This is a genomic window from Stenotrophomonas sp., assembly GCF_032056425.1.
In the GTDB taxonomy this organism is placed as follows: Bacteria; Pseudomonadota; Gammaproteobacteria; order Xanthomonadales; family Xanthomonadaceae; genus Stenotrophomonas.
This window is the reverse complement of sequence record NZ_DAMBCN010000003.1, coordinates 218,675-236,727: the sequence shown is the minus strand read 5'-3', so window position 1 is coordinate 236,727 and position 18,053 is coordinate 218,675. Positions and strand designations below refer to the sequence as shown.

The following is an 18,053-nucleotide window of genomic DNA, read 5'->3' as shown; positions in this document are numbered from 1 at the left end:
GGTGCGCCGTAACTGCGCGCCCTGCGGGGCGCGCTCCCCAAGGCCGAGCTTAGCGCATGTCCCGATGGGATTTGGTAGCGCCAGGCCATGCCTGGCGGCTTTTCCGTACGCTTCGCACGCCGGGCATGGCCCGGCGCTACCCAAGCGGTCAGCGCCCCAGCGCGCGGCGGATCTCTTCCAGCGCGCCCGGATCATCCAGGGTGGACAGATCGCCCGGGTCGCGCTGTTCGGCCAGCGCCTGCAGCGAGCGCCGCAGCAGCTTGCCCGAGCGGGTCTTGGGCAGCGCGTTGACCACGTGGATGTGCGCCGGCCGCGCCACCGCGCCGAGCGAGGCGGTAACGGCGGCCATCATCTCGGCCACCACCGGCGCCGGGTCATCGCCCTGCAAGCCCTGCTTCAGGGTCACGAACACCAGCGGCACCTGCCCCTTCAGTTCATCCTTCACCCCGATCACCGCCGCCTCGGCCACGCGCGGGTGACCGGAAATGGCTTCCTCGATCTCACGCGTACCCAGCCGGTGGCCGGCCACGTTGATCACATCGTCGGTGCGGCCAAGGATGAAGGTGTAGCCATCGTCATCGCGGATCGCCCAGTCCAGCGAGCTGTACAGCAGCTCCTTGAAGTGGCTGAAGTAGCTCTGCATGAAGCGTGCATCATCGTTCCACACCGTGCTCATGCAGCCCGGCGGCAGCGGCGGAGTGACCACCAGCACACCCTTCTGCCCAGCAGCGACTTCTTCACCCGTGTTCTCATCGATCACCTTCATCCGGTAACCCAGATTGGGGAAACCCGGCGATCCGAAGCGCACCGGCTTCATGTCCAGTCCAGGCAGCAGGGTCAGCGCCGGCCAACCGGTTTCGGTCTGCCAGTAGTTGTCGATGATCGGCTTGCCCAGCGCATCGTTGATCCAGTGCGCGGTGGGCTCATCCAGCGGCTCGCCGGCTAGGAACAGGTACTTCAGTGCATCCAGGTCGTGGCGGTGGATGAAGTCGGCATCGTGTTTCTTCAATACGCGGATCGCCGTCGGCGAGGAGAACATCGTGCGCACGCCGTACTGCTCGCACAACGCCCACCAGATGCCCGGGTCCGGGTTGGTCGGCAGCCCTTCGTACAGCAGTGACGTGCAACCGCCAATCAGCGGGCCATACACGTTGTAGGAATGGCCCACGGCCCAGCCCACGTCCGAGGTGGAAAACATCACCTGGCCCGGACGGCAGTCGAACACCGTTTCCATCGACTGCGCCATGGCCACCGCATAGCCGCCCACATCGCGCTGCACGCCCTTGGGCTTGCCGGTGGTGCCGGAGGTGTAGAGCAGATAGCTGGGCTCGCTCGATTCAAGCCAGGTGACCGGCACATCCACTTCGCCCACCTGCGCGCGCAGTTCGGCGTAGTCCACATCGCGCCCCGGCACGCGCGGTTCGGCAGCATCCAGCCCGCGCGAGACGATCAGCACATGCGGCGGCGGATTGGCCGCCTCGGCACAGGCGGCATCGACCATGCCCTTGTACGGAATGACCTTGCCACCGCGCATGCCGGCGTCGGCGGCGATCAACAGCTTGGGCCTGGCATCGTCGATGCGCAGCGCCAGGTTGTGCGCGGCGAAGCCACCGAACACCACCGAATGCACCGCACCGATGCGCGCGCAGGCGAGCATGGCGAACACGGCTTCGGCCATGTTGGGCATGTAGATCACCACCCGGTCACCCTTGCTCACGCCCAGGTGCTGCAGCACCGCGGCGAAGTCATTCACTTCGCGGTACAGCTGCCGATAGGTGATCTCGCGGGTGATATTGGTTTCGGTGGACACCGCCACCAGCGCCAGTTGATCGGGGCGATCGGCCAGATGGCGATCGACGGCGTTGTAGCAGAGATTGGTTTCGCCGCCGACGAACCAGCGGCGGAACGGCGGGTTGCTGTAATCCAGCACCTGCTGTGGCGCGATGTGCCAATGGATGCGCTTGGCTTCCTCGCCCCAGAATGCCTCCGGTTCGTCGATCGAACGGCGGTAGGTTTCCTCGTAGTTCATGACGCAGCCCTCCCAGACAAAGTCATGGGTTCGAGCATAGTGCCGGGCTGGCGCCCGGGCCGCCCTACCTTGGTAGGGGGTGGGAGTGTTGTGCAGGGCTTGCAGCCCTGCACCTGCCGAAGCAAGAGCAGAGGCCTGCACTCCGCGGGGAGGCGGGGTGGGTCCGGTTGCGGGGGACGCCGTGAACCCGTCCATGAAGTGCCCCCCCGCAACCGGACCCACACCGCCTTCGACAGTTCCCCGCTGCTGATGGTGGGTGCCGACCGTTGGTCGGCACAGGGGTCGGATCCCGTTGCTGCGCAACGGGCTCTGACCCCAGAAGAATCTCGATATCTGAATGATGTGTCGACCAACGGTCGACACCTGCCAACAGGCGCGTGACCCTGTCAGGGGCGGGGCGGTGTGGGCTTGCAGGACCGCAGGCGCCATGGATGGCGCCTACGAGCCCCCATGGACGGGTTTACGGCGTGTCCTGCAAGCCCACACCGCCCCGCCATCCCACGGAATGCCCGCTTTTGCTTTTGCTTTTGACGTTGCCGTTGATCCAAGCAGGTGCAGGGCTGCAAGCCCTGCCGAAGCCCCTAGAACGGCGCCGCGGACTCGAACGCAAGTGCAGCACCCGTCACCGGATGCGTGAACGCCAACGCGCACGCATGCAGATGCACCCGCTGCGCCGGCGCGGCGCCATACAGCACGTCACCGACGATGGGATGGCCGACACTGGCCATGTGCAGGCGCAACTGATGGCTGCGGCCCGTCACCGGTTCCAGCGCCACGCGCGTGGTGCCCGCCTGCGCATCCCGCGCCAGCACCTGCCAGCGCGTCAGCGCCGGCTTGCCGCGGTCGTGGTCGACCATCTGCTTCGGCCGGTTCGGCCAATCCACGATCAACGGCAGCTCCACTTCGCCGGCATCGTCGGCCAGCAGGCCCTGCAGCACCGCCTCGTAACGCTTGCTCACGCGCCGCTGCTCGAACTGCATCGACAACGCTGCCTGCATCGCCTTGCCGCGTGCGTGCAGCAGCAGGCCGGACGTGACCTGGTCCAGCCGGTGCACGGTCAACGCGTCCGGGTACAGCGCCTGCAGGCGCGCCACCACGCAGTCCTGGTTCTCTTCGCTGCGGCCCGGCACGGACAGCAGGCCGGCCGGCTTCTCGGCCAGCAGCAGCGCCTCATCGATGTAATGCAGGTGGATCATCAGTTTCCGTGCCCATGCAAACGAAAACGGGGAAGCCGAAGCTTCCCCGCGTTCTGCGCCGACCAACGGTCGGCACCTACCGGCCGAGGCCCGTATCAGCCCAGCAGGTGGGCCACGCCGGAGCGCTCTTCTTCCAGCTCGGCCAGGGTCTTGTCGATGTACTTCTGGCTGAAGTCGTCGATCGGCAGATCCTTCACCAGGGTGTACTTGCCGTTTTCGGTGGTCACGGCGAAGCCGAAGATCACGCCTTCCGGAATGCCGTAGGAACCGTCGGACGGCACGCCCATGGTGACCCACTTGCCGTTGCTGCCCAGCACCCAGTCACGCACGTGGTCGATGGCGGCGTTGGCAGCCGAAGCGGCCGAGGACGAGCCACGGGCTTCGATGATGGCTGCGCCACGCTTGCCCACGGTCGGAATGAAGGTGTTGGCGTTCCATTCCTGGTCGTTGATCGCATCGGCGATGGACGCACCATCGGCGGTGGCGAAACGGTAGTCCGGGTACATGGTCGGGCTGTGGTTGCCCCACACCACCAGCTTTTCCATGCCGCCAACCGGCTTGCCCAGCTTGTTCGACAGCTGGCTCAGCGCGCGGTTGTGGTCCAGGCGCAGCATGGCGGTGAAGTTTTCCGGCTTCAGGTCCGGGGCCGACTTCATGGCGATGTAGGCATTGGTGTTGGCCGGGTTGCCGACCACCAGCACCTTCACGTCACGGCTGGCGACCTTGTTCAGCGCCGCGCCCTGGGCGGTGAAGATCTTGGCGTTTTCCAGCAGCAGGTCCTTGCGCTCCATGCCCGGGCCGCGCGGACGCGCGCCGACCAGCAGGGCGATGTCGGCGTCCTTGAACGCCACTTCGGCATCGTCGGTGCCGACCATGCCGGCCAGCAGCGGGAAGGCGCAGTCTTCCAGTTCCATCATCACGCCCTTCAGGGCGGCCTGGGCCTTGTCCACCGGCAGTTCCAGCAGCTGCAGGATGACCGGCTGGTCCTTGCCCAGCATTTCGCCGGAGGCGATGCGGAACAGCAGGGCGTAGCCGATCTGGCCGGCAGCGCCGGTCACAGCAACACGAACGGGTGCTTTCATGGGGGTTTCCTCTTGCTTGCAAGCGTTTGATGGGACGCCGCGGGCGTGGCCACGCAGGCCTGGCGGGCGGCGGGGAACGTGGAAACGGCCACCCGTGGGTGGCCGTTTCAAAGGGGGATCAGGCGGCGAGCAGCTTGTTCCACTCGGCCACGCGGTCGGCCTTGGCGGCCAGCGCGGCATCGACGTCGCCTTCCAGGGTGATCGAATGGATCACGTCGCCCTGCTTGACCGAATCCACGATGGCCTGGCCTTCCAGCACCTTGCCGAACACGGTGTGGCGGCCGTCCAGCCAATCGGTCTTGATGTGGGTGATGAAGAACTGGCTGCCGTTGGTGTTCGGGCCGGCATTGGCCATCGACAGCGAGCCGACCTCGTGCTTCACGCCGTTGTTGGTTTCGTCTTCGAACTTGTAGCCCGGGCCGCCGGTGCCACGACCCTGCGGGCAGCCGCCCTGGATCATGAAGTCGGCGATCACGCGGTGGAAGATCAGGCCGTCATAGAAGCCGTGCTTGACCAGGTTCACGAAGTTGGCGACGGTCAGCGGCGCCTTGTCGGCGAACAGCTCGACCTTGATCGGGCCCTGGGTGGTGTCGAAAGTGGCGATGAGGGACATGAAGATCCTTGATGCAGAGGGGAACGCGTCTAGCCACCTAGTTTACACCTGCCCCGTGGCGCTGGCGGCTTCTACCATCGGCGCAGCCCCTGCCCCGCGTTCAGGCCCCACCTGAATGGGGTTTGGGCGGTCCTGCAACATGGGTTTTCGCCAAGCGTCAAGTTAGACGTATAATGTTGGACTTCTTTTTCCAAATCCGGCGCCGACTGGCCCCCTTTCGCATGTCCATCGAAAATCTTCGCAACATCGCCATCGTCGCCCACGTCGACCATGGCAAGACCACCCTGGTCGACCAGCTGCTGAAGCAGTCCGGCACCCTGTCCGAGCGCACCGTCCTCGCCGAGCGCGTGATGGACAGCAACGACCAGGAAAAGGAACGCGGCATCACCATCCTGGCCAAGAACACCGCCATCACCTGGGAAGACAAGAAGACCGGTATCAAGAACCGGATCAACATCGTCGACACCCCGGGGCACGCCGACTTCGGCGGCGAGGTCGAGCGCGTGCTGTCGATGGTCGACACCGTGCTGATCCTGGTCGACGCGATGGACGGCCCGATGCCGCAGACCCGTTTCGTCACCCAGAAGGCCTTCGCGATGGGCTTCAAGCCGATCGTGGTGGTCAACAAGGTTGACCGCCCGGGCTCGCGTCCGGAGTGGGTGATCGACCAGGTGTTCGACCTGTTCGACAAGCTCGGCGCCACCAACGAGCAGCTGGACTTCCCGATCGTCTACGCCTCGGCCCTGAACGGCTATGCCGGCCTGGAAGACACCGTGCGCGACGGCGACATGACCCCGCTGTACGAAGCGATCATGCAGCACGCGCCGAAGCCGGAAGTCGATCCGGAAGGCGCCTTCCAGATGCGCATCAGCCAGCTGGACTACAACAACTTCGTGGGCGTGATCGGCATCGGCCGCATCCAGCGCGGCACCCTGAAGAAGAACATGCAGGTCGCGGTCATCGACCGTGAAGGCAAGAAGCGTAACGGCAAGGTCGCGCAGGTGCTGGGCTTCCTGGGCCTGGAGCGCATCGAGCAGGACACCGCCGAAGCCGGTGACATCGTCGCCATCTCCGGTATTCCGGAGCTGACCATCTCCGACACCCTGTGCCACCCGGACACCCCGGAAGCCCTGCCGGCCCTGACCGTCGACGAGCCGACCATCTCGATGACCTTCCAGGTGAACAACTCGCCGTTCGCCGGCAACAAGGACCTGTCCGGTGGCAAGTTCCTGACCAGCCGCCAGATCAAGGACCGCCTGGACCGTGAAAAGGTCCACAACGTGGCCCTGAAGGTCGAACAGCTGGAAGACGCCGACAAGTTCCTGGTCTCCGGCCGTGGCGAACTGCACCTGTCGGTGCTGATCGAGAACATGCGTCGCGAAGGCTACGAGCTGGCCGTGTCGCGCCCGGAAGTCATCATCAAGGAAATCGACGGCCAGATGATGGAGCCGATCGAGCAGCTGGTGGTGGACATCGAAGAAGTGCACCAGGGCGGCGTGATGGAAAAGCTGGGCACCCGCAAGGGCCAGCTGAAGAACATGGAGCCGGACGGCAAGGGCCGCGTGCGCCTGGAATACTCGATCCCGGCCCGTGGCCTGATCGGCTTCCAGAACGAGTTCAAGACCCTCACCCAGGGTTCGGGCCTGCTGTTCCACGTGTTCGACCACTACGGTCCGAAGGAACAGGGCGCCATCGCCAAGCGCATCAACGGCGTGATGATCGCCAATGCGCCGGGCGTCACCCCCGCCTATTCGCTGGGCCCGCTGCAGGAACGCGGCAAGCTCTTCGCTGCTGAAGGCGACAACGTGTATGAAGGTCAGCTGGTCGGTATCCACTCCAAGGACAACGACCTGACCGTCAACGCCATCAAGACCAAGCCGCTGACCAACATGCGCGCTTCGGGCAAGGACGATGCGATCCAGCTGACCCCGGCGATCAAGTACTCGCTGGAACAGGCCCTGGACTTCATCGAAGACGACGAACTGGTCGAGATCACCCCGAAGGAGATCCGTCTGCGCAAGAAGTTCCTGACCGAAAGCGACCGCAAGAAGGCATCGCGCGGCGGCTGAGCCAGCAGACCGTGAGCCAGAACGGCTACAACCCGGATCCGCATCGGCATCCGGGTCTCCATGTCATCGCCCTGCTCGAAGCGAGCAAGGCGATGCTGGCGTTGTTGGCGGCGACCGGGCTGGAAATGCTCGGTCCGCAGCCACTTCGCGACGGGGTCAATGCCCTGATCCGGCGTTTCAGCCTGGACCCGGATCACGGCACCCTGCCCTCGCTGTTGAACATGATCAGTCCCGACGCGGTGCACCTGGCCGCGGCGGCGATGATCGGCTACGGCCTGCTGCACCTGGTCGAAGCCTGGGGCCTGTGGAAGGCCAAGGCCTGGGCCTCATGGCTGGGCTGCCTGACCGCCTCGATCTACCTGCCCTTCGATATCTACGCCATCATCCGCCACCCCGGCTGGGCCTCGGCCAGTGTGCTGGTCATCAATCTGGTGGTGGTCTACGTGCTGGCGCGCGACCTGCGCAAGCGCAAGCGCTGAGCAGCGGCTAGACTGGCTGCCGGAGCCTCGCACGCCCAGCCATGCGCCTGTCCCTGCCGATCCTGCCCACCTGTCTGATCCTCCTCCTGGCGGCACTGTCCAGTGCAGGCTGCAGCTCGCCCGCGCCCAGCGCCCACGCCGCCGAACCGGCGGCCGCCACCCAGCCCTTCCCGTACGCAGAAACCGACGTGGCCGATCTGCAGGCGCGCATGGTCGCCGGGGAACTGGACAGCGTCACCCTGACCGGCGCCTACCTGCAGCGCATCGCCGCACTGGACCGGACCGGGCCGCGCCTGCGTGCGGTCATCGAGCTCAATCCCGATGCCCTGAAGGAAGCCGGCGAGCGCGACCGTGAGCGCCGCAGCGGGCGCCTGCGCGGCCCCCTGCATGGCATCCCGGTGCTGCTGAAGGACAACATCAACGCCGCGCCCATGGCCACCAGCGCCGGCTCGCTGGCCCTGCAGGGCTTCCGCCCCGGCGACGCCTATCTGGTGCGGCGCCTGCGCGAGGCCGGGGCCGTGGTGCTGGGCAAGACCAACCTGAGCGAATGGGCGAACTTCCGCGACGCCAATTCGGTGTCCGGCTGGAGCGCACGCGGCGGCCAGACCCGCAATCCCTACCGCCTCAGCCATTCGCCCTGCGGCTCCAGCAGCGGCAGTGCGGTGGCCGTCGCGGCCAACCTGGGCAGCGTAGCGATCGGCACCGAAACCGACGGCAGCATCGTCTGCCCGGCCGCGATCAATGGCGTGGTCGGGCTGAAGCCCACCGTCGGTCTGGTCAGCCGCGAGGGCATCATCCCGATCAGCTTCAGCCAGGACACGGCCGGGCCGATGACCCGCAGCGTGGCCGATGCAGCCGCCGTGCTGACCGCCATTGCCGGTCGCGATGCGGCCGATCCGGCCACCGCCACCACGCCCGGCCGAGCGGTCTACGACTACACCGCACGGCTGGACCCGGACGGCCTGCGCGGCAAGCGCATCGGACTGCTGCAGACACCGCTGTGGCAGTACCCCGGCATGGCGCCGCTGATGCAGCAGGCCGCGGCCGAACTGCGTCGCGCTGGCGCCGTGGTGGTGCCGGTACAACTGCCCAACGCCGGCGCCTGGGCCGATGCCGAGCGCCTGGTGCTGCTGTACGAGTTCAAGGCGGGCCTGGAGCGCTACTTTGCGACCTACCACGCGCCACTGCGCAGCCTGTCCGAACTGATTGCCTTCAACCAGGCCAACCGCGGACAGGAACTGGGCCGCTTCGGCCAGTCACTGCTGGAGGAGGCCAACGCCACCCCGGGCCTGTCCGACCCTGCCTACATCCGCGCGCGCAGCGATGCCCGTCGCCTGGCCGGCCCGGAAGGCATTGACGCAGCACTGGCGGCACAACGGCTGGACGCGCTGGTAGCGCCCACCACCGGCACCGCCTGGCCGCTGCGCAGCCGCGGCGACGACTTCCCCGGCGAGAGCTACAGCGTCGCCGCCGTGGCCGGCTACCCCAGCCTGACCGTGCCGATGGGACAGATCGACGGCCTGCCGGCGGGCCTGCTGTTCATGGGCACCGCGTGGAGCGAGCCGAAGCTGATCGAAATGGGCTATGCCTATGAACAGCGCACCCGCGCGCGCAGGCCGCCGCATTTCGACACCGATGCACTGATCGACACCGGCGATCCCTGATCGGGCACCACCGCTGCGCTCGCCGGGCAGGGCCTGGCGCTACCGATCGGGCAGCGATTCCACCGGCACGATCGCCGCCTCGCCATCCTCCGCGCCGGGCGAACGCACATCGGCGGTACGCGCGCGCGGCCCGCGCGGCATGTCCATCTCATCGTCCTGGTGCAACCGTGCCCGCACCTGCGGCAGCGCCTGCGGGTGTTCACGGGCCAGGAAATCCAGCATGCGCTCGCGCACCAGGCAGCGCAGATCGAACGCATCACCGGAGTTGCGCGCACTGACCAGCAATCGCACCTGGATCGCCCGCTCGCTGGTTTCGGTCACCTGGGTCACGCAGACACGGCCATCCCACAGCGCTTCACCGCGACAGATGCGCTCAAGCTCGGTACGGATCGCGGCGATCGGCGCGCGATAGTCCAGCCACAGGAAGGCCGTACCCAACAGATCGGCACTGCGCCGCGTCCAGTTCTGGAACGGATGTTCGATGAACCACGTCAACGGCACCACCATGCGCCGCTCGTCCCAGATGCGTACCACCACGTAGCTGCTGCCGATTTCCTCGATGCGGCCCCACTCGCCTTCCACGATCACCACATCATCCAGCCGGATCGGCTGGGTGACGGCGATCTGCAGACCGGCAATCAGGTTGCCGAACACCGGCTTGGCCGCGATACCGGCAACCAGACCGATCAGCCCCGCCGACGCCAGCAGCGCGGTGCCGATCTTCTGCACCATCGGGAAGGTAAGCAGCACAAGCGACGCGCCGAGCACGATGATGCCGCCCATCAGCACGCGGCTGAGCACGCGCGTCTGCGTCTGGATGCGGCGTGCCTCCAGGTTGTCGGACACATCGATGGGATGGCTGCGCAGGATCGCGCGCTCACCGGCCGCCACGCCCCGTACCAGCAGCCAGATGAAGCAGGCGGTCAGGCCGATATGCACACCCCGCAGGACCTGGTCCAGCATGCGCTCGGGCAATGGCGTGGCCTGCAGCGCGGGCACCAGCAGCAACAGCGGCAGTGCCATCGCCAACGGCGGCCCGATCACCCGGCCGATGCGCGCCCGCCGCCGGTCACGCCCGCGCAGGCGGCGATACAGGGCCAGCACGCCCCACGCGGCCAGGCCACCCAGCAGCAGCGCCGCACCAATCGGCCACAGATAGTCCTGCACATGTTGCCAGCCCACCGCAGACCCTCGCTCTTTGCATGAACCCACAGGGTCGCGCAGGCGGCATGAGCATCACGTCAGCGGGTGGGGTTTGATGCAGGGCCTGCGGCCCTGCACCTGCCTGGAGCAACGGCAGCAGCAACGGCAAAAGCTGAGTATCCGTGGGATGGCGGGGTGGGTCCGGTTGCGGGGGACGCCGTAAACCCGTCCATGGGGGCTTAGCCGCGCCATCCATGGCGCGGATACCCCCGCAACCGGACCCACCCCGCCTTCGACAGATTTCCGCGGTCTGGTAGATCCACGCCATGCGTGGATGAATCTCAATCGGAATCGAAATGAATCCGGGGTCGGATCCCGTTGCTGCGCAACGGGATCCGACCCCGTGCCGATCCGACAGATCGCGTGAACCTGTCAGAGGCGGGGCGGTGTCGCAGTGCGGGGTGTCCGCCGCATGGATGCGGCGGCCAAGCCTACACGGACGTACTTGCGGCGTCCCCGCACTGCGACACCGCCTCGCCCACCCGCGGAAAACCCGCTTTTGCCGTTGCCGTTGATTGCAGCAGGTGCAGGGCTGCAAGCCCTGCCCAAAAACCCCTTACCGCGCCTGTTCCTGCTTGCGCACGATCGCCATCGCGATCTCCAGCGATTGCATGCGTGGATGATTCATTCGATATCTGACAGAAAAACCGTGTCGACCAAGGTCGACACCTACCAACAGCCGCGTGAACCTGTCAGAGGCGGGGCGGTGTCGCAGTGCGGGGTGTCCGCCGCATGGATGCGGCGGCCAAGCCTACACGGACGTACTTGCGGCGTCCCCGCACTGCGACACCGCCCCGCCCACCCGCGGAAAACCCGCTTTTGCTTTTGCCGTTGCCGTTGCCGTTGCCGTTGCCGTTGATTGCAGCAGGTGCAGGGCTGCAAGCCCTGCCCAAAAATCCCTTACCGTGCCTGTTCCTGCTTGCGCACGATCGCCATCGCGATCTCCAGCGATTGTTCGTAGTTCAGGCGCGGGTCCACCGTCGAACGGTAGGCACGCTCCAGGTCGCGCTCGGTCAGTTCACGCGCACCGCCGGTGCATTCAGTCACATCCTCGCCGGTCAGCTCCAGGTGCACGCCGCCCAGCCGCGTACCCGCCGCCGCATGCAGATCGAAGGAGAGCTCCACCTCGCTGCGCACATTGTCGAAGCGGCGCGTCTTGAAACCGTTCGCCGTGCTTTCAGTATTGCCATGCATGGCATCGCACACCCACAGCACGCGACGGCCATCGCGCTTGACCGCATCCAGCAGCGGCGGCAGCTTTTCCGCAATCTGCGCTGCGCCCATGCGGTGGATGAAACTCAGGCGGCCCGGTTCGTCCTCGGGGTTGAGCACGTCGATCAGGCGCAGCAACTGGTCCGGCTGCACCGACGGGCCCACCTTGATCGCGATCGGATTGCGCACGCCACGCAGGTATTCCACGTGCGCGCCGTCCAGCGCCGCCGTGCGCATGCCTATCCATGGGTAATGCGTGCTCAGGTTCAACCAGCCCTGCTGGCGCGGCACCTGTCGGGTCAGCGCCTGCTCGTAGTGCAGCAGCAGCGCTTCATGCGAGGTGTAGAAATCGATGCGGTTGAGGTTGTGCACCCGGGCCCCGGCCAGGGTTTCCATGAAATGCACGGCGTCACCGATCGAGGCCACCATCTTCTGGTACTCGGCGGCCAGCGGCGAATGCCGCACCCAATCCAGGTTCCAGTATTCGGGGTGATGCAGATCGGCGAAGCCGCCGTCGATCAGCGCACGCACGAAGTTCATCGTCATCGCCGAATGGGCGTGCGCCTGCAGCATCCGCCTCGGGTCCGGCAGGCGCGCCGCCTCGGTGAACGCCGGCGCGTTGATCACATCGCCGCGGTAGCTGGGCAGGGTCACACCGTCGCGGGTCTCGGTGTCGGCCGAGCGCGGCTTGGCGTACTGGCCGGCGAAGCGACCCACGCGGATCACCGGCTGGCGCAGGCCATGCACCAGCACCAGGCTCATCTGCAGCAGCACCTTCAGCCGGTTGGAAATCGTGCCCGACTCACAGTCGCTGAAATTCTCCGCGCAGTCTCCGCCCTGCAGCAGGAAGCGCTTGCCTTCCTGCGCGTCGGCCAACTGCTGCTTCAGCGCCAGGATCTCCCAGGAGGTCACCAGCGGCGGCAGCCGCTTGAGTTCATGCAGGGCCGCATCCAGGGCCACCGGGTCCGGGTAGCTCGGCATCTGCAGGGCGGTCTTGCCGCGCCAGCTTTCCGGCGACCAGCCAGCGCCGACGGCAGGGGCAGCGGGGTCAACGGCAGGCGGAACAGCGGACAGGCTCATTGCGGACATCCGGGGAAACGGGAGGGGGACGTTCATGGTCGCAGAGGGCGCGGCCGGCGCAAAGCGCCCGCCCGTCGCCGACCAGCTGAACGGCGCAGAAAGCGCATGCCGATCCGCCACAACCGGCATGCTCCATCGGCCCCGCGCAGGCGCATGATCCGCACTCAGTTGTTATGAAGTAACACTTCCCGTCATGGACCGCCCCTCCCTCCCTTTGACCCTCTCCCGACCATGAAGCCCTCCCCGCTCGCAAAGGCCGTCACGTTCGCCCTGGCCCTGGCCAGCCTGCCCACCCTGGCCCTGGCGGCCGACGCCGCGTCTCCGGCCGTGAAAGACCTGGACGTGGTCACCGTCAGTGCCCAGCTCGACCAGGCACGCAACGCGCTGTCGCCGGATATCGGCAGCAGCCAGTACCAGATCACCGCTGAGGACATCCAGAAACAGCCGCTGGGCGCCGCAGCCCCGCTCAGCCAGGTGCTGCTGCAGGCCCCTGGCGTGGTCCAGGACTCCTACGGCGGCGTACACGTGCGCGGCGACCACGCCAACCTGCAGTACCGGATCAATGGCGTGCTGCTGCCCGAATCCATTTCCGGATTCGGCCAGACCCTGGATGCCCGCACCATCAAGAGCATCCGCCTGATGGACGGCGCACTCCCGGCCCAGTTCGGCGAGCGCACAGCCGCCGTGGTCGACATCACCACCCGCAGCGGCGCCGAGCTGGGCAATGGCGGCAGCGTCGGCCTCACCACCGGCTCCTACGGCAAGGTGAACCCCAACGCCTCGTGGTGGGGCACCCAGGGCCGCTGGAGCTGGTTCCTGACCGGCAACTACGACCAGAACGACGTCGGCCTGGAAAGCCCGACCAACGCGCGCCGGCCGCAACATGACGACACCCACCAGGGCAAGGCATTTGCCGACCTGACCTATCTGGTCAACGACAGCACGCGCCTGAGCCTGTTCGCCGGCTTTGCCAACAACCGCTTCCAGATTCCGGTGAACCCCGGCCAGGAGCCGCAGTTCGGTTATCTGGACACCACCACCTTCGACTCGAGCCAGCTGGACGAAGCCCAGCGCGAAGCCACCCGCTTCGGCATGCTGGTGCTGCAGGGCAACCTGGGCGACACCGCCTACCAGCTCTCGGCCGGCCAGCGCTACAGCGATGTGGGCTTCAATCCCGACGTCGCCGGCGACCTGGTGTTCAGTGGCGTCGCATCGCAGGTGCAGCGCAGCAACCGCGCCAGCACCGTGCAGGCCGATTTCTCCACGCCGCTGGGCATGAACCACACCCTGCGCTATGGGCTGTACGGCAACCACGAGGATGCGCGGGCCAGCAACGCCAGCTGGGTATTCCCGGTAGATGCGCAGGGCCAGCAGGCCAGTACCACGCCGCTGCAGATTGCCGATGCCAATGCATTCACCGCGCGCACCGCCGCGCTGTATGTGCAGGACGAATGGCGCATCGGTGACGACTGGACCGTGAACTACGGCCTGCGCGGCGACCGCTACACGGCCTTCGGCCATACCGAAGGCCAGTTGAGCCCGCGCCTGGGCGTGGTCTGGAACGCCAGCGACAGCACCACCGTCCACGCCGGCTACTCGCGCTACTTCACGCCACCGGCCAGCGAACTGATCGGCAGCACCGACATCGCCCTTTACGACGGCACCACCAACGCACAGCCCGCCGGCGGCTCGACCACACCGCTGGCCGAGCGCAGCGACTATTACGACATCGGCGTTTCACAGCAGGTCGGCGATCACCTCACCCTGGGTCTGGATGCCTACGACCGCCGGGTGGACCGCCTGCAGGACGAAGGCCAGTTCGGCGCCGCCTACATCTACTCCACCTTCAACTACCGCCGCGGCCACATCCGTGGGCTGGAATTCAGCGCCGACTACAGCAACGGGCCTTTCAGCGCCTACTTCAATGCGGCACTGAGCAAGGCCATCGGCACCGACGTCGTTACCGGCCAGTACAACCTGGATCCGGACGCGCTGGCCTATGCCGCGGAGCACTGGATCCACCTGGACCACGACCAGCGGCTGACCTCGTCCGGCGGCCTGAGCTATGCCTTCGCTGGGCACAATCGGGTGGGCGCGAACTACGTGTTCGGCAGCGGCCTGCGTTCGGACACCGACACCGTACCCAATGGCGGCGAGCTGCCGTCGTACCTGCAGGTGAACCTGAGCGCCGGGCACGATTTCAACGCCGACAGTGGCCACCCGCTGCACGTGCAGGTGGCGGTGATCAACGCATTGGACCGCAGCTACCAGCTGCGTGATGGCGGCGGCGTAGGTGTGTTCGCCCCGCAGTGGGGCCCGCGCCGCGGCGCTTACCTCAGCCTGCAGCAGGACTTCTGAGGAGACAGGGGTTGGATCCCTTTCCGCAGGAAAGGGCTCTGACCCCGCACCGGGAATGGGGTCGGAGCCCTTTGCGATGCAAAGGGATCCGACCCCGTCCTGCTTCAGCGCTTGACCTTGCGCAGCGACACCAGCAGCGCCCACAGCGCCAGCAGCGCGAACCACACACCCGACCACATCGGCATGGTCAGGCCCAGGAACGTCCAGTCGATGTTGCCGCAGTTGCCGGTGCCGGTCAGCACCGTGCGGAACACTTCCAGCGGGCCCATCGTTTCGCTCAGGAAGCTCAGCGGCGGGCCGCAGGTTGCGCCCATTTCCGGCGGCAGCAGCTGCACGTACACGTGGCGCGCGGCAATGCCGAAACCGACCGCCGCGGCGATGAAGGCCAGCACGCCATAGGTGGCGCGGCCGGGCCGGTTCGACGGCCCGTGCAGCGCACCGATCAGGAACAGCAGGCCGAGTGCGGCAAAGGCCAGGCGCTGGAAGATGCACAGCGGACAGGGCTCCAGCCCCATCTTCAACTGCAGGAAGATGGCGTAGCCGAGCAGGCCTGCGCAGATCAGGAAGCCCAGCAGGAACTGGGCGCGGAAGGGCCAACGCAGAGGATTCATCAGCAACGCTCGAATGGATCAGGCGCCAAGCGTAACCGACAGTCCGCGCCGTTCGAACCGCTGCAGGTGACGCCTGTCGGAACGGTGTGGGTCAGAGCCCGCGCCTACGGCACCGGATCCGACCCCGGAAACGCAAAAGCCCGGCAGTAGCCGGGCTTTCGCTGTGTCGCGTTGGAGCGGTCCGATTACTCGGCCACTTCCTCGGCCACGGCCGGACGGTCGACCAGTTCGACGTAGGCCATCGGCGCGTTGTCGCCGGCGCGGAAGCCGCACTTCAGCAGACGCAGGTAGCCGCCCGGACGGTTCGCGTAGCGCGGGCCCAGGATGGTGAACAGGTTGCCCACGGCTTCGTTGTCACGCAGGCGGGCGAAGGCCAGACGGCGGTTGGCGACGGAGTCGACCTTGGCCAGGGTGATCAGCGGCTCGGCAACGCGGCGCAGTTCCTTGGCCTTCGGCAGGGTGGTCTTGATCAGCTCGTGCTTGAACAGCGAGGCAGCCATGTTCTTGAACATTGCTTCGCGGTGGGCGCTGGTGCGGCTGAACTTACGGCCAGACTTCTGGTGACGCATGGTGGAATTCCTTGGTTAATGATGAGGCGTTGTGGATCGATGTCGCCTTCCTGGCGTTGCTGCACGGACTGCGGATGGTCCTGGTCATCCGTCCTGGACGACCTGCCCGCGAACGTTGGGTTCGTCGTGGCGTGTTTCGTAAACCAGATGAAGGCTCCACCGTTTCCGGTGGAGCCTCCAGGTACAGCAGGGGGCCTTATCAGCCCAGCATGCCGTGGCTGGCGACGCCGGCCGGCGGCCAGTTCTCCAGCTTCATGCCAAGCGACAGGCCACGCTGGGCCAGCACTTCCTTGATTTCGGTGAGCGACTTCTTGCCCAGGTTCGGGGTCTTCAGCAGCTCCACCTCGGTCTTCTGGATCAGATCGCCGATGTAGTAGATGCTTTCCGCCTTCAGGCAGTTGGCCGAACGCACGGTCAGCTCCAGGTCGTCGATCGGGCGCAGCAGCACCGGATCCACGCCGTTGTTGGCCGGCTTGGCCGCACCGCGGTCGCGGTGGGTGAAGTCACCGAACACCGACAGCTGGTCGCTGAGGATGTCGGCGGCGGTGCGCACGGCTTCCTCGGCATCGATGGTGCCGTTGGTCTCGATATCGATGACCAGCTTGTCCAGGTCGGTACGCTGTTCGACGCGGGCCGCTTCCACGGCATAGGCGACGCGGCGGACCGGCGAGAACGAGGCATCCAGGACCAGGCGGCCGATGGCACGGGTTTCTTCGTCCGGACGACGACGCGCGGCAGCCGGCTGGTAGCCGAAACCACGTTCAATCTTCAGACGCATGTTGATCGCCGTGTCCTTGGTCAGGTGGCAGATCACGTGATCGCTGTTCAGGATCTCCACATTGTGGTCGACCTTGATGTCAGCAGCAGTGACAACGCCCGGACCCTGCTTGGACAGGGACAGGGTGGCGCTGTCGCCGGAATGCATACGGATGGCCACGTCCTTCAGGTTCAGCAGGACTTCGAGCACGTCCTCCTGCAGACCTTCGACCGTGGTGTACTCGTGCAACACGCCGTCGATTTCGACTTCCGTGATGGCGAAGCCCGGGATGGACGACAGCAGCACGCGACGCAGGGCATTGCCCAGCGTATGCCCGTAACCCCGCTCCAAAGGTTCGATAACGACCTTTGCACGGGTGTCGGTAAGGCGTTCGATCTGCGGACCGCGAGGACGCAGAACCTGGTTGGCGGTAACCGTCATGTTGCGGGTTCTCCTAGTGAACCCCCGGCCGTCGCCGGGGGCTCTCCAATGTGAATTACTTCGAATACAGCTCGACGATCAGCGCTTCGTTGATGTCCGCAGGCAGGTCCGAACGATCCGGAACAGCCTTGAAGATGCCGGTGAACTTACCGGAATCCACTTCGACCCACGACGGGCTCAGGTCATGCTGGGCGGCGACGGTCAGGGCTTCCTGGACGCGCAGCTGCTTGGCAGCCTTTTCCGACAGAGCGATGGCATCGCCAGCCTTGACCTGGTACGAAGCCAGGTTGACCGACTTGCCGTTCACGGTGACGCCGCGGTGCGACACCAGCTGACGGGCAGCCGGACGGGTCACGGCGAAGCCCATGCGGTAGACGACGTTGTCCAGGCGGGTTTCCAGCAGCTGCAGCAGGTTCTCGCCGGTGTTGCCCTTCTTGGTCGAGGCCTTCTTGTAGTAGTTGCGGAACTGACGCTCCAGCAGGCCGTAGATACGCTTGACCTTCTGCTTTTCACGCAGCTGGGTGGCGTAGTCGGACAGCTTGCCCTTGCGGGCAGTGGCGCCGTGCTGGCCGGGCTTCTGCTCCAGCTTGCACTTGGAGTCCAGCGCACGCGCCGGGCTCTTCAGGGACAGGTCGGCGCCTTCGCGACGGGCGAGCTTACAGGTAGGACCGATATAACGAGCCATTTCTT

At 66.2% G+C, this 18,053-nt stretch carries 14 protein-coding genes; 4 read left to right on the top strand and 10 right to left on the bottom strand.

Annotated elements, in window-relative coordinates; all coding sequences use genetic code 11:
- Positions 1-148: 148 nt before the first annotated feature.
- From prpE to RTY46_RS03930, 4 genes are all read right to left on the bottom strand, one after another.
- A complete protein-coding gene (gene prpE / locus RTY46_RS03945; protein WP_312706745.1) occupies positions 149-2,029 on the bottom strand; it encodes a propionate--CoA ligase in 1,881 nt (626 codons plus the stop codon).
- A gap of 581 nt (positions 2,030-2,610) precedes the next feature.
- Positions 2,611-3,225 carry an RluA family pseudouridine synthase gene (locus tag RTY46_RS03940; RefSeq protein ID WP_312706744.1) on the bottom strand — a complete coding sequence of 205 codons (615 nt, stop codon included), beginning with the start codon at positions 3,223-3,225 and terminating at the stop codon, positions 2,611-2,613.
- A gap of 95 nt (positions 3,226-3,320) precedes the next feature.
- A complete protein-coding gene (locus RTY46_RS03935) occupies positions 3,321-4,307 on the bottom strand; it encodes a malate dehydrogenase (RefSeq protein ID WP_108748672.1) in 987 nt (328 codons plus the stop codon).
- 118 nt (positions 4,308-4,425) lie between these two features.
- On the bottom strand, positions 4,426-4,920 hold the full coding sequence (locus tag RTY46_RS03930; protein WP_312706743.1) for a peptidylprolyl isomerase: 495 nt from the start codon (positions 4,918-4,920) through the stop codon (positions 4,426-4,428).
- 221 nt (positions 4,921-5,141) lie between these two features.
- Here RTY46_RS03930 and typA point away from each other — a divergent pair, with 221 nt between their 5' ends.
- Genes typA through RTY46_RS03915 form a run of 3 tightly spaced genes read left to right on the top strand, consistent with a single transcriptional unit; the run spans position 5,142 to position 9,132 of the window.
- Positions 5,142-6,989, top strand: coding sequence for a translational GTPase TypA (typA, locus tag RTY46_RS03925; protein WP_108748670.1), 1,848 nt, complete (start codon positions 5,142-5,144; stop codon positions 6,987-6,989).
- An 11-nt stretch (positions 6,990-7,000) separates the two neighbouring features.
- The gene (locus RTY46_RS03920) at positions 7,001-7,468 is read left to right on the top strand and encodes a DUF2127 domain-containing protein (RefSeq protein ID WP_312706741.1); all 468 of its coding nucleotides are present in this window, start codon (positions 7,001-7,003) and stop codon (positions 7,466-7,468) included.
- Between the two features lie 41 nt (positions 7,469-7,509).
- Positions 7,510-9,132, top strand: coding sequence for an amidase (locus RTY46_RS03915; protein WP_312706740.1), 1,623 nt, complete (start codon positions 7,510-7,512; stop codon positions 9,130-9,132).
- 39 nt (positions 9,133-9,171) lie between these two features.
- Here RTY46_RS03915 and RTY46_RS03910 read toward each other — a convergent pair whose 3' ends face one another.
- Positions 9,172-10,314: a mechanosensitive ion channel family protein gene (locus tag RTY46_RS03910; RefSeq protein ID WP_108748667.1), complete on the bottom strand. Its 1,143-nt coding sequence runs from the start codon at positions 10,312-10,314 to the stop codon at positions 9,172-9,174.
- Between the two features lie 921 nt (positions 10,315-11,235).
- A complete protein-coding gene (locus tag RTY46_RS03905) occupies positions 11,236-12,627 on the bottom strand; it encodes a 3-deoxy-7-phosphoheptulonate synthase class II (protein WP_312706739.1) in 1,392 nt (463 codons plus the stop codon).
- A gap of 231 nt (positions 12,628-12,858) precedes the next feature.
- Between RTY46_RS03905 and RTY46_RS03900 the strand changes: the two genes are divergently transcribed.
- Positions 12,859-14,985 carry a TonB-dependent receptor gene (locus tag RTY46_RS03900; RefSeq protein WP_312706738.1) on the top strand — a complete coding sequence of 709 codons (2,127 nt, stop codon included), beginning with the start codon at positions 12,859-12,861 and terminating at the stop codon, positions 14,983-14,985.
- 104 nt (positions 14,986-15,089) lie between these two features.
- Here RTY46_RS03900 and RTY46_RS03895 read toward each other — a convergent pair whose 3' ends face one another.
- The 4 genes from RTY46_RS03895 to rpsD all read right to left on the bottom strand — a co-directional run bounded on the left by RTY46_RS03895 (position 15,090) and on the right by rpsD (position 18,048).
- Entirely contained in the window at positions 15,090-15,596 is a 507-nt protein-coding gene (locus tag RTY46_RS03895) for a disulfide bond formation protein B (RefSeq protein ID WP_312706737.1), read from the bottom strand.
- A 185-nt stretch (positions 15,597-15,781) separates the two neighbouring features.
- Positions 15,782-16,165, bottom strand: a complete 384-nt coding sequence (rplQ, locus tag RTY46_RS03890) for a 50S ribosomal protein L17 (RefSeq protein ID WP_053519752.1) — start codon at positions 16,163-16,165, stop codon at positions 15,782-15,784.
- A 199-nt stretch (positions 16,166-16,364) separates the two neighbouring features.
- Positions 16,365-17,363, bottom strand: a complete 999-nt coding sequence (gene rpoA, locus RTY46_RS03885; protein ID WP_079220762.1) for a DNA-directed RNA polymerase subunit alpha — start codon at positions 17,361-17,363, stop codon at positions 16,365-16,367.
- Positions 17,364-17,418: 55 nt separating this feature from the next.
- On the bottom strand, positions 17,419-18,048 hold the full coding sequence (gene rpsD, locus RTY46_RS03880; RefSeq protein WP_004145446.1) for a 30S ribosomal protein S4: 630 nt from the start codon (positions 18,046-18,048) through the stop codon (positions 17,419-17,421).
- Positions 18,049-18,053 lie beyond the last annotated feature (5 nt).